We start from the raw sequence: 11,874 nt of genomic DNA, 5'->3' as shown, positions 1-11,874 counted from the left end.
AACGATGGCCACCACGGTCAGCTGGCGTCCGAAGGCGGGCGAGATCCCGCAGCAGGCGGGCGTATACAGATTTCGCGATGCCTCGTCGCGAGTGCTGTATGTCGGTAAGGCGAAGAACCTCAGGTCAAGGCTGAGCAACTACTTCGCGCCGCTCAACTCGCTGCACGAACGCACGCGCAGAATGGTGCTGACCGCCTCGTCAGTGGAGTGGACCGTCGTCAGCAACGACTTCGAGGCGCTGCAACTGGAATTCACCTGGATCAAGGAATTCGATCCGCCGTTCAACGTTCAGTACAAAGATGACAAGTCGTACCCCTATCTGGCGATAACGCTCGGCGATCCGGTGCCGCGGGTTCTTGTGACTCGCAACCGTTCCATCCCCAACGCCCGCTACTTCGGGCCGTACAGTCGCGCGTGGGCGATCCGCGAGACCGTCGACATCATGCTCAAGGCATTCCCGATGCGAAGCTGCACTGAGACCACCTTCAAACGAGCCCAACAGACCGGCCGTCCATGCCTGCTTGGCGACATTGGCAAATGTGCGGCGCCCTGCGTGGGACGAGTAACGCTCGAAGAGCACAAGTCGATCGCACTGGATTTCGCAAGCTTCATGGGCGGCAACGACTCCCGATACGTGGCCGGCATCACGAAACGGATGAAAGAGGCATCTGCGGCGATGGACTACGAGTCCGCGGCGCGTTTTCGAGATCAGATCGCCGCGATGGAGACAGCGCTGGCGAAGAATGCCGTGGTGCTCGACGACGGCGTCGACGCCGACCTCTTTGGTATCGCTCACGACGAACTCGCCGCGGCCGTGCAGCAGTTCATCGTGCGCGGCGGCCGCATCCGGGGTGTGAGGGGATGGGTCGTCGACAAGGAGCTGGATGTCGAACTGCCAGACCTGGTCGAGTCGGTGCTGCAGAACGCCTATGAAGACGCGGTACCACCGCGCGACGTTTTCGTCCCGGCGCTTCCGGATGACGCGCCAGCTCTCGGGCGGTGGCTGGGGGAGCTGCGTGGCCCTGGTGCCCGGGTGAGGCTTGCTGTCGCGCAGCGCGGAGACAAGGCAGCCCTGTCACAGACGGTGACGCAGAACGCCCAAAATGCCCTCATCCTGTACAAGACCCGCCGCAGCGGTGACTTCGTGGCACGATCGCAGGCCCTCTCCGATATTCAGGAGGCGCTGTCGATGCCGGATGCGCCGCTGCGCATGGAGTGCTACGACGTGTCACACCTGAGCGGCACCAACATCGTCGCGTCGATGGTCGTATTCGAAGACGGTCTGCCGCGCAAAGACCAGTACCGCCGCTTCAGCATTCCGGAATCAACGGACGACACCGAATCGATCTATCAGACACTGTCGCGGCGTCTTGCTTACCTGAAAGAGCCGGCCACCAGCACCGTTTCTGAGGCGCTCGACGCGGCCGACGGTGTCGAGACGAGGCGAAAGAAGTTCGCGTACCCACCGCAACTATTGATCGTGGATGGCGGGCAACCGCAGGTCGCTGCGGCGCAGCGTGCGCTCGACGACGCCGGCATCACCGGCATTCAGCTGTGCGGCATAGCCAAACGGCTCGAGGAGATCTGGCTGCCCGACTCTGACTTCCCGGTCATCCTCCCTCGAAACAGCGACGCTCTCTTCCTCATTCAACGGATTCGTGACGAAGCGCACAGGTTCGCGATCAGCTATCAGCGACAGAAGCGCAAAAACGACATCCAGTCGGTGCTTGCCGAGATTCCGGGGCTCGGCCCGGCACGCGTTCGTGAGCTCCTCAGGCACTTTGGGTCGGTCTCGAGTCTGAGGAAGGCGGACGCAGACGCCATCACCGAGGTGAAGGGCATCGGTCCCGCGCTGGCCTCCACAGTGGTCGAGCGGCTCCAACAGTGACAACCTGCCGCTAGTCTTGGTTCACGATGCCGCCCGAGCTTGATCACCAGGAAATGTTGATTGTCACCGGTATGTCCGGTGCCGGTCGATCCACCGTAGCCAACGCCCTTGAAGACCTGGGCTGGTATGTCGTCGACAACCTTCCGCCCCAGATGCTCACGCCCCTCGTTGAGCTCGCGAAGAAGGCTGGCGAGTCGCTCCCACGAATCGCTGCGGTCGTCGACGTGCGCGGGGGCCGCTTGTTCTCCGACGTTCAGGAAGCTATCGGCTCACTTCGCGACACGATCGCAATGCGCGTCCTTTTCCTGGAGGCAACTGACGCGGCGTTGGTGCGCCGCTTCGAGCAGGTGCGGCGGCCACATCCACTTCAGGGCGACGGCACCACCCTCGATGGAATTGCCGCCGAACGTCAACGAATGGTAGAACTTCGCTCCACAAGCGACATCGTCATCGATACGTCTGAACTAAATATTCACCAGCTTGCGACAACGATTGCAGAACGGTTCGCTGCCGCAGACACCGCCGGACTCAGCATCACGGTCGAAAGCTTCGGGTACAAATACGGCCTTCCCGCGGATGCGGACATGGTCGCAGACTGCCGATTCCTACCGAACCCGTTCTGGATTCCAGAGCTCAAGTCGCTCAACGGCAAGGACGTCGAAGTGCAAGAATATGTTCTTGCTCAGCCTGGCGCATCAGATTTTGTTTCGAGTTACTCGAAGGCGATGGAGCCGGTATTCGCCGGCTTCCAGCGCGAGAATAAGCGACACGCTACGATCGCCATCGGTTGCACGGGCGGCAAACATCGCTCCGTCGCGATTGCAGAAGAGCTCGCGGGTCTTCTGCGTGAGCTTCCCGGCGTTGTCGTCAACGTCAAGCATCGCGACCTCGGGCGCGAGTGACCCGGCGGCGGTATTCCGATACAGCCTGCCCCATGAATGAAGGAGAAACCTGTGGCATTGACCGCCGAGGTGAAGGAAGAACTGACGAGCATCACGTCGGGTAAAACGACGGTGCGTGCGGCGGAGCTTGCGACCATCCTGCGTTTTTCGGGTGGTCTCCACATGATTTCGGGCAGGATCGCCGTCGAGTCCGAGCTCGAAACGGAGCAATTGGCGCGGCGGGTGCGCAAGGACATCGCGGAACTGTACGGAGTGCGTTCCGATGCCTCCGTCGTATCAGCTTCCGGTACGCGTCGAACCAGCCACTTCCTGGTGCGGGTTCTCGACGGCGGCGAAACGCTGGCGCGGCAGACTGGCCTGCTGGACGCGCGCCGACGGCCGATCCGCGGATTGCCGAACCGGCTCACCACAGGCAGCCAGGAGGAGCTCTCGGCCGTATGGCGCGGGGCATTCCTGGCCGCAGGAAGTCTGACAGACCCCGGTCGTTCCGCCGCGCTGGAGATCACGTGCCCCGGAAATGAGGCCGCCATGGCTCTCGTTGGTGCTGCCGGCCGACTGAAGGTCTCGGCGAAGGCCAGAGAAGTCAGGGGCGTGCACCGTGTCGTTGTACGCGACGGTGAAGCGATCAGCGCAATGCTCGTGCTGATGGGTGCTCAGAAGAGTGTGCTGAGTTGGAATGAACTTCGCCAGCGTCGCGAAGTCAGGGCGACGGCAAACCGGCTCGTCAACTTCGACGACGCGAACCTGCGTCGTTCAGCGCAGGCCGCGGTCGCGGCCTGCGCCCGTGTGGAACGAGCACTCGAGATCCTCGGCGACGATGTTCCCTTCCACCTGCAGTACGCCGGGCAGCTGCGCCTTCGATTCCGCGACTCCAGCCTTGACGAGTTGGGCCACCACGCCGACCCACCCATGACGAAGGACGCGGTCGCCGGCAGGATCCGCCGCCTGCTCGCCATGGCTGACAAGCGCGCCAGCGACCTTGGAATTCTGGGAACCGACGCCAACCTTCCGCCCGATCTCGACGAGTAGGCCGTCCGTTCGATTCCGCAACGAGGACGCATTCGATGGGCGCACTGTTGTGGTGAGTAGACTGGAAAGGTCACCCCAACACGATTTCGGATCGTTCTCAGGGGCCTATTTGCTAGGAGATAACGTTGGCTGAATACACCCTTCCTGAACTTGCATACGACTACTCGGCGCTTGCCCCGAGCATCAGTGGTGCGATCATGGAGCTTCACCACAGCAAGCACCACCAGGCGTACGTGACGGGCGCCAATGCTGCGCTTGCCGGGCTCGCCGCAGCTCGTGATTCTGGCGACCTCGCCAATGTCAACAAGCTCGAGAAAGACCTGTCGTTCAACCTCGGCGGCCACGTAAACCATTCGATTTTCTGGACCAACCTGTCTCCGGATGGCGGCGACAAGCCGACCGGCGATCTCGCCAGTGCCATCGACGACCACTTCGGCTCGTTCGACAAGTTCACCGCGCATTTCACCGCAACGGCCATGGGCGTGCAGGGTTCAGGCTGGGCAGTGCTCGCCTGGGATTCGCTCGGTGAGAACCTCATCATCGTGCAGTTCTTCGACCAGCAGGGCAACCTGCCTGCCGGCATTGTCCCGCTGCTGATGCTGGACGTCTGGGAGCACGCCTACTACCTCGACTACAAGAACGTGCGCGCCGACTACGTGAAGGCGTTCTGGAATATCGCCAACTGGGCGAACGTCCAGCAGCGCTTCGACGCAGCGCGCGAAAAGACGAGCGGGCTGCTGCTACTGTCGTAGCGGCGTCGTGGCCGGTCGCAACGGCGCCCGGCCACCATCACCTCCACCACCACCACACAAGCACGAAGCGTCCAAGACGCCTGAGCAACAGGAGCACTAGTGACCGTCAAGATCGGCATTAACGGATTCGGCCGCATCGGCCGTAACTTCTTCCGCGCAGCACTCGCGAAGGGGAGCGACATCGAGATCGTCGCTGTCAACGACCTCGATAACCCTGCAGCACTCGCCCACCTTCTCAAGTACGACACCGTGGGCGGCCGACTTGACGCGACCGTTGAGGTTGACGGCGACACGATCGTGGTGAACGGCAAACCGATCAAGGTCCTCGCCGAGCGCGACCCCGCCGCTCTTCCGTGGGGCGAGCTCGGAGTCGACATCGTCATCGAGTCCACTGGCCGCTTCACCAAGTCCGACGATGCTCGCAAGCACATCATTGCTGGCGCCAAGAAGGTCATCGTCTCCGCTCCGGCTACCGGTTCGGATGTCGCAACTCTCGTTCTCGGCGTCAACGAGGACACATACGACGCTGCGATCCACGACATCATCTCGAACGCTTCTTGCACCACGAACTGCCTCGCGCCGCTGGCCAAGGTCTTCATGGAGAGCTTCGGCATCGAGCGTGGCCTCATGACCACGGTTCACGCATACACGGCAGACCAGAACCTGCAGGATGGCCCGCACAGCGACCTGCGTCGCGCCCGCGCCGCCGCCGCAAACATCATTCCGACCTCGACGGGTGCCGCGAAGGCTCTCGGACTGGTCATCCCGGAGCTCGTGGGAAAGCTTGACGGATACGCCTTGCGCGTTCCCGTCATCACCGGCTCGATCACAGACCTCACCATCACGGCGTCGCGCCCGGTCACGGTCGAAGAGGTCAACGCTGCATACAAGGCAGCAGCCGAGGGACCGCTCAAGGGCATCCTCAAGTACACCGAAGACGAGATCGTGTCGAGCGACATCGTCGGCGACCCGCACTCCTCGATCTTCGACGCCGGACTCACCAAGGTGATCGGCGACCAGGTCAAGGTCGCATCGTGGTACGACAACGAGTGGGGCTACTCGAACCGCCTCGTCGACGTCACCGAATTCGTCGGCGCCAGCCTCTAACACCCTCCGCAACGATGTCACTGCGAACGATTGACTCGCTGGGCGATCTGACGGGTAAGAAGGTTCTGGTCCGCTGCGACCTGAACGTTCCCTTGAAAGACGGTCAGATTACCGATGACGGTCGCATCCGTGCATCGCTGCCCACTCTTAACCGGTTGATCCAGGCTGGGGCACGCGTTATCGTCGTGTCCCATCTGGGTCGTCCCGATGGCGAACCGAACTCGAAGTACAGCCTCGCCCCCGTGGCGCAGCGGCTGTGCGAGTTGCTCGGCAAGCCCGTGGTGTTCGCCACGGACACAGTCGGCTCCGCAGCCGAAGAGTCCGTAGCGGAACTCGAAGACGGAGGCGTTGCACTGCTCGAAAACCTGCGTTTCAATGCGCATGAGACGAGCAAGGACGCGGGGGAGCGGGCGCAGTTCGCCGCGAAGCTCGCCGCGTTCGGCGATGCCTTCGTATCAGACGGCTTCGGCGTCGTACATCGAAAGCAAGCGAGCGTCTTCGAACTGGCAGAAGCGCTTCCCAGCGCCGCCGGCCTTCTCATCGAGCAGGAACTCGACGTGCTCGAGAGACTGACGGTCGTTCCAGAGAAGCCGTACACGGTCGTTCTCGGCGGTTCGAAGGTGTCAGACAAGCTTGCAGTCATCGGTGCGTTGCTGCCGAAGGTAGACCGTCTCCTCATCGGTGGAGGGATGCTCTTCACCTTCCTCGTTGCCCTGGGACACAAGGTCGGATCGAGCCTCCTGGAACTCGACCAGGTCGATGCGGTCAAGGGCTATCTCGCGGAAGCCGAAAGGCTGGGTGTCGAGATCGTCCTCCCCACCGACATCGTCGTTGCATCGGAATTCGGTGGCGACGCCGAGCACGTGGTCACGTCGGCTGATGCGATCGAAGAGACTGCCTTCGGTGCATCCGGACTGGGGCTCGATATCGGGCCGGATACCGCTGCTCGTTTCGCCGAGGCGATCATCGATTCGAAGACAGTCTTCTGGAACGGCCCGATGGGCGTTTTCGAGCTGGCTCCGTTCGCCGCGGGCACCCGCGCGGTCGCTTCTGCACTCACTACGTTCGAGGGGTTCGGGGTTGTTGGTGGTGGCGATTCCGCCGCCGCCGTCCGGGCTCTCGGTTTCAACGATGACCAATTCGGTCACATTTCAACTGGCGGTGGCGCGAGCCTCGAGTTCCTCGAAGGCAAGTCGCTGCCCGGCCTGGAGGTCCTCGGATGGCAAAAGTAGCTCGCGTCCCGCTTATTGCGGGCAACTGGAAATTGAACCTCGATCACCTGCAGGCGATCGCTTTCGTGCAGAAGCTCGACTGGACCCTTAAGGATGCCCGCCACGACTACGGCATCGAGGGCGCTGAGGTGGCCGTGTTCCCACCGTTCACCGATCTTCGCTCTGTGCAAAACCTGGTCGCTGCAGACAAGCTGGACATCGTTTACGGCGGCCAGGACCTCTCCGAACATGACTCGGGCGCATTCACCGGCGAGATCTCGGGCGCGTTCCTTAAGGCTCTCGATTGCACCTACGTGATCATCGGCCACTCCGAACGCCGCACCCTGCACGCCGAGACCGATGAACAGCTGGGCCGTAAGGTTGCCGCTGCCATCAAGCACGGTGTTGTTCCGGTGCTGTGCGTCGGCGAAACAGCCGAAGATCTCGAGACGCACGGCCCGAGTGCCGTGCCCGTTGCGCAATTGCGCGCAGCACTTGCCGGCATCAGCGGAACGCCCAACCTGGTCGTCGCTTACGAGCCCGTGTGGGCCATCGGATCTGGTCAGGCCGCAACTCCGGAGCAGGCGGAGCAGGTTGCCGCGACGCTACGCGCCACCCTCGCTGAGTTGTTGGGCGATGAGGTCGCCGACGCCACTCGGATCCTCTACGGCGGCTCGGTCAAGTCGAGCAACATCGCAGGGTTCATGCGGCAGCCGAACGTCGATGGTGCGCTCGTCGGTGGCGCAAGCCTGGATGTCACGGAATTCGCCAGCATTGCGCGCTTCCAGAAGCACGTCGGCACCTGATACTTCCCTTATTCCGCGCGCACCAGCGCGGTGAGAACCCCGACATCGACGACCTCGTGTTGTCGGATAGGATAGTCGAGGCTTTCGAAAGGTATTATTCGTGGAAATTCTTCAGGTAGCGCTTCAGGTCGTTCTCGGGCTCACAAGCTTGCTGCTCACTCTGCTCATCCTGCTGCACCGCGGTCGCGGTGGCGGCCTCTCCGACATGTTCGGTGGCGGCGTCACGTCCAACCTCGGTGCGTCCGGGGTTGCCGAGCGAAACCTCAACCGAATTACCGTCATTCTTGGTGTGGTCTGGATCAGCTGCATCGTGTTCCTCGGACTCATCACCAAATTCGACGGAGCTTAGGCCCAACTCGAGCCCACTCGTTCATAACGGGGCTCGTCCAGCACATCACAACAACAGTTCGAACTAAGGGGCATCGTGGCATCAGGCGGAAGTGCAATTCGAGGTTCTCGTGTAGGCGCAGGCCCCATGGGCGAGCAGGATCGTGGATTCCACGCTGATCGCATCCAGGTCTCGTACTGGGATGAGATGGGCAACGAAACAGTCCGCAATTTCGCTGCGAACCTGCCGGATGAAGAGATCCCAGAGACGATCGACTCGCCGTCAACCGGTCTTCCTGCCGGACGCGACAAGGAAAATCCTCCGTCTGTCACCAAGCTCGAGCCTTACAAGACCCACCTCGCATACGTGAAAGAGCGCCGCAGCGAGGAAGAGGCGGCACAGCTTCTCGAAGAGGCACTCGTGCAGCTTCGCGCGCGACGCGGAACAGTCACCAACTAACATCTGCGGCCAACCGAACGAGGTTCGGTTGGCCACGTCAGGTCTCGTCGATCGCCCGTTTAGATGACCAGGCCGTGGTCATCAGCGCCGGTCCAGAACTGCCCGGGCGCGATCAGATTCTCAGGAACTTGAGCCGCTGCGTCAGCGTCGACGAAGAACAGCGTCTTGCGGCGTCCCTCCACTCCCGCGGCAGGCACCTCGTTCACACCGGCACCAGCCAACGTCAGGCCAAGTGCCGAGGCCTTGTCTGCGCCAGCCACCACGAGCCACACTCGCGCCGATGAGTTGATCACCGGCAGGGTGAGGCTCAGTCGCTCCGGTGGCGGCTTGGGTGAGTTTCGCACCGAGATAACGGTTTTCTCGCGCTCGAGAATTCCGCCGCGCTCGGGAAACAGCGAGGCGATGTGTCCGTCCGGTCCCATTCCCAGGAAGGTGATGTCGAAATTTGGCATCGCAGCGTTTGCGGGGCTATGTGCGGTGATGAGAGCCGCATATGCGTCGGAAGCCTCGTCGAGCTCCACGCCGCTGTCGGATGCCGCGAAAGGATGAACACGGTCAGGGTCGAGCGGAACGTGATCGAGCAGCGCCGCGCGCGCCTGAGTCTCGTTACGGTCGGGATCGCCCGCCGGCAGCCAGCGCTCGTCGCCCCACCACACGTTGACGCGGCTCCAGTCGATGGAGTCGCGGGCCGGAGACGCGTTGATCGCCTCCAGAACGGCTGATCCCATGGTGCCACCGGTCAGAACCACGGAGGCCTCGTCAAACTCTGCGATGAGGTCGACGGCTTTGGTGATGAAGCGTGCAGCGACGGCTGCGGCAAGCGATGACTTATCCGGGTGCAGAATCACGCGACGTTCGTTGGTCATGACTTTGCTCCGGTCTGGACTGGTTCTTTTTCAGGCTTGCTGAGTTGGCCAACACCCTGCTGCACGACGTGACCGAAAAGTTCATCGGGGTCGAGCCTGCGCAGTTCCTCCGCGAGACAGTCGCGAAGGCTCCGACGGGGGAGGGAGATGTCGTGGGTGGGCTGGTTGGGCTGCACCAGGGTGGCAATGTTCGTCATCGTTCGTTCGAGCTTGATCTGCCCGGACTTGCGCGTGAGAGTGACGCCCTGAATGCCGCTGCTGCCGTGTGACTTGCGTGACACGATGAGCGTCACTTCGACCTCGAGTTGCAGCTGAAGCCACGCCGCGAGCAGCACCGTGGAGGGAGAATCTGCGGCACCATGCACTTCGATCGCCGTGACAGGCTCGTACGGGGGCTGATCGAGCACAGCGGCAAGCTGCGCGCGCCACAACGTGAGTCGAGTCCAGGCAAAGTCGGTGTCACCCGGCTCGTAGGTGTGGGCGATGGTCGAGATCACTTTGAGCGGATGAGAGCAGGCGGCCGCGTCGGTGATCCGACGCTGCGCGATCCGACCGATGGCCGACTGCGACACGGCTTCTGGTGCGTTTCCCGGCCACCAGGCCACGACGGGGGCGTCGGGCAGCAGCAGTCCTGTAACGAGGCTTTCCCGGTCCTTGGCAGCATCGCCGAAGGCCTTGACCACGATGACCTCGCTGGCGCCTGCATCCCCTCCGACACGAATCTGGGCGTCAACCCTCGCCTCGCTGTCACCCTGGGCTTTCTCGGAGTCGGTGGAGACCACAATCACCCGCATGGGGTGCTCGCGGGAAGCATCGTTGGCGGCCTCGATGGCCTCTTCCTCTTCGCCAAGCCTGGTACTGATGATCAGCGTCAGAACCCGGCCGAGCGCTACGGCCCCGCCCTCTTCGCGAATCTTGACGAGGGTCTTCGATATCTTGCTGGTGGTCGTATTCGGCAGGTCAACGATCATGGTCGTCTCCAGGTGCGGCCGTCTCTGGCCATCAAATCGTCAGCGGATGACGGGCCCCACGTGCCCGGTCGGTACTGCTCTGGCTGCCCCTGTGTCGCCCAGTACTCCTCGATGGGGTCGAGGATTTTCCAGCTGAGCTCCACCTCTTCGTGACGGGGGAACAGTGGCGGATCTCCCAGCAGAACGTCGAGGATGAGTCGCTCGTACGCCTCGGGGCTTGCCTCGGTGAATGCGTGGCCGTAGCCGAAGTCCATTGTCACGTCACGCACCTGCATGCCGGCGCCGGGAACTTTCGAACCGAAACGTATGGTCACACCCTCATCTGGCTGCACCCGGATCACGAGGGCATTCTGCCCCAGCGCGGAGGTCTGGCTCTCGGCGAACAGGTACTGGGGAGCGCGCTTGAAGACTACGGCGATCTCGGTGACCCTGCGGCCGAGCCGCTTTCCTGCCCGCAGGTAGAACGGCACACCCGCCCAGCGTCTGGTGCCGATGTCGAGGCGAATTGCCGCGAAGGTTTCGGTGATGGATTCGGGGTTCATCCCGTCCTCTTCGAGGAATCCGGCGACCTTCTCGCCACCTGACCATCCGCCCGTGTACTGCCCGCGAGCAGTATGTTTCCCGAGATCTTTCGGCAGTCTGACGGCCGAGAGCACCTTCTCTTTCTCGGCGCGCAGGTCTGCCGCGTCGAAGGAGACGGGCTCTTCCATCGCCGTGAGCGCAAGGAGCTGCAGAAGGTGGTTCTGGATGACGTCGCGCGCAGCGCCGATGCCGTCGTAGTAGCCGGCGCGACCTCCCACACCGATGTCCTCGGCCATCGTGATCTGCACGTGGTCGACGTAGTTGGCGTTCCAGATGGGTTCATACAGCTGGTTGGCAAACCGCAGCGCCAGGATGTTCTGCACAGTCTCTTTGCCGAGGTAGTGGTCAATGCGGAACACACTGTCTGGCGGAAATACCGATTCGACGACTGCGTTGAGTTCTCGAGCCGTTGTGAGGTCGCTTCCGAACGGCTTTTCGATGACGACCCGGCGCCATTCGCCATTCTTTTGTTCAGCCAGCCCTGAGTCCCGGAGACGCTCGGTGACTTCGGGAAACGACTTCGGCGGAATCGACAGGTAGAAGGCGTGATTGCCCATGGTTCCGCGTTCGCGATCGAGCTCGTCGACGGTCTTCTTCAGACGCGCAAAAGCCTCAGCATCATCAAATTCACCCTGCACAAATCGGATGCCCTGGGCCAGCTGAGCCCAGACGTCTTCGTCGAAGGGGGTGCGCGCGTACTGCTTGACCGCGTCGTGCACCACCTTCGCGAAGTCCTGGTCATCCCAGTCCCGTCTGGCGAACCCGACGAGCGCGAAACCGGGCGGCAACAGACCGCGATTTGCCAGGTCGTACACGGCTGGCATCAGCTTTTTACGCGACAGGTCGCCCGTGACGCCGAAAATCACCAGGCCACTGGGGCCGGCAATTCGATTAAGCCTGCGATCCGACAACAACCTCAACGGGTTGAAGTCGGCTGTGATGTTCACGGGCGACATTGTGCTCCTACTAGTGC

12 protein-coding genes are annotated in these 11,874 nt (G+C 62.3%); 9 read left to right on the top strand and 3 right to left on the bottom strand.

Features of this window, described 5'->3' with window-relative positions:
* The first annotated feature begins 4 nt into the window (after positions 1-4).
* The 9 genes from uvrC to QMG83_RS07810 all read left to right on the top strand — a co-directional run bounded on the left by uvrC (position 5) and on the right by QMG83_RS07810 (position 8,482).
* Positions 5-1,888 carry an excinuclease ABC subunit UvrC gene (uvrC, locus tag QMG83_RS07850; protein WP_283504822.1) on the top strand — a complete coding sequence of 628 codons (1,884 nt, stop codon included), beginning with the start codon at positions 5-7 and terminating at the stop codon, positions 1,886-1,888.
* A gap of 26 nt (positions 1,889-1,914) precedes the next feature.
* Entirely contained in the window at positions 1,915-2,790 is an 876-nt protein-coding gene (gene rapZ, locus QMG83_RS07845) for an RNase adapter RapZ (protein WP_283504821.1), read from the top strand.
* Between the two features lie 51 nt (positions 2,791-2,841).
* Entirely contained in the window at positions 2,842-3,819 is a 978-nt protein-coding gene (gene whiA, locus QMG83_RS07840; protein ID WP_283504820.1) for a DNA-binding protein WhiA, read from the top strand.
* A gap of 125 nt (positions 3,820-3,944) precedes the next feature.
* Positions 3,945-4,571, top strand: coding sequence for a superoxide dismutase (locus QMG83_RS07835; RefSeq protein WP_283504819.1), 627 nt, complete (start codon positions 3,945-3,947; stop codon positions 4,569-4,571).
* Between the two features lie 99 nt (positions 4,572-4,670).
* Positions 4,671-5,678, top strand: a complete 1,008-nt coding sequence (gap, locus tag QMG83_RS07830) for a type I glyceraldehyde-3-phosphate dehydrogenase (RefSeq protein WP_283504818.1) — start codon at positions 4,671-4,673, stop codon at positions 5,676-5,678.
* A gap of 14 nt (positions 5,679-5,692) precedes the next feature.
* Positions 5,693-6,910 carry a phosphoglycerate kinase gene (locus tag QMG83_RS07825; protein ID WP_283504817.1) on the top strand — a complete coding sequence of 406 codons (1,218 nt, stop codon included), beginning with the start codon at positions 5,693-5,695 and terminating at the stop codon, positions 6,908-6,910.
* Positions 6,898-7,695 (top strand): triose-phosphate isomerase, encoded by a 798-nt coding sequence (gene tpiA / locus QMG83_RS07820; protein ID WP_283504816.1) that lies wholly within the window; start codon positions 6,898-6,900, stop codon positions 7,693-7,695. Before QMG83_RS07825 ends, tpiA begins: the two co-directional genes overlap by 13 nt.
* 100 nt (positions 7,696-7,795) lie before the next feature.
* Positions 7,796-8,044 carry a preprotein translocase subunit SecG gene (secG, locus tag QMG83_RS07815; protein WP_283504815.1) on the top strand — a complete coding sequence of 83 codons (249 nt, stop codon included), beginning with the start codon at positions 7,796-7,798 and terminating at the stop codon, positions 8,042-8,044.
* A 75-nt stretch (positions 8,045-8,119) separates the two neighbouring features.
* Positions 8,120-8,482 carry an RNA polymerase-binding protein RbpA gene (locus QMG83_RS07810; RefSeq protein ID WP_283504814.1) on the top strand — a complete coding sequence of 121 codons (363 nt, stop codon included), beginning with the start codon at positions 8,120-8,122 and terminating at the stop codon, positions 8,480-8,482.
* Between the two features lie 59 nt (positions 8,483-8,541).
* Here QMG83_RS07810 and pgl read toward each other — a convergent pair whose 3' ends face one another.
* The 3 genes from pgl to zwf are packed head-to-tail and all read right to left on the bottom strand — an operon-like array spanning position 8,542 to position 11,857.
* Positions 8,542-9,348, bottom strand: coding sequence for a 6-phosphogluconolactonase (gene pgl, locus QMG83_RS07805; RefSeq protein WP_283504813.1), 807 nt, complete (start codon positions 9,346-9,348; stop codon positions 8,542-8,544).
* The gene (locus QMG83_RS07800; RefSeq protein ID WP_283504812.1) at positions 9,345-10,319 is read right to left on the bottom strand and encodes a glucose-6-phosphate dehydrogenase assembly protein OpcA; all 975 of its coding nucleotides are present in this window, start codon (positions 10,317-10,319) and stop codon (positions 9,345-9,347) included. Before QMG83_RS07800 ends, pgl begins: the two co-directional genes overlap by 4 nt.
* Positions 10,316-11,857, bottom strand: a complete 1,542-nt coding sequence (zwf, locus tag QMG83_RS07795; protein ID WP_283504811.1) for a glucose-6-phosphate dehydrogenase — start codon at positions 11,855-11,857, stop codon at positions 10,316-10,318. Before zwf ends, QMG83_RS07800 begins: the two co-directional genes overlap by 4 nt.
* Positions 11,858-11,874: the final 17 nt, after the last annotated feature.

The sequence above is a fragment of the Salinibacterium sp. G-O1 genome (assembly GCF_030063305.1).
Taxonomy (GTDB): domain Bacteria; phylum Actinomycetota; class Actinomycetes; order Actinomycetales; family Microbacteriaceae; genus Rhodoglobus.
This window is presented reverse-complemented; position numbering and strand designations above follow the sequence as displayed.

Coding starts and splice junctions, on each gene's coding strand:
- pgl (WP_283504813.1), bottom strand. CDS start 9,348: ATGACCAACGAACGTCGCGTGATTCTGCACCCGGATAAGTCATCGCTT.
- QMG83_RS07800 (WP_283504812.1), bottom strand. CDS start 10,319: ATGATCGTTGACCTGCCGAATACGACCACCAGCAAGATATCGAAGACC.
- uvrC (WP_283504822.1), top strand. CDS start 5: ATGGCCACCACGGTCAGCTGGCGTCCGAAGGCGGGCGAGATCCCGCAG.
- zwf (WP_283504811.1), bottom strand. CDS start 11,857: ATGTCGCCCGTGAACATCACAGCCGACTTCAACCCGTTGAGGTTGTTG.
- QMG83_RS07825 (WP_283504817.1), top strand. CDS start 5,693: ATGTCACTGCGAACGATTGACTCGCTGGGCGATCTGACGGGTAAGAAG.
- rapZ (WP_283504821.1), top strand. CDS start 1,915: ATGCCGCCCGAGCTTGATCACCAGGAAATGTTGATTGTCACCGGTATG.
- tpiA (WP_283504816.1), top strand. CDS start 6,898: ATGGCAAAAGTAGCTCGCGTCCCGCTTATTGCGGGCAACTGGAAATTG.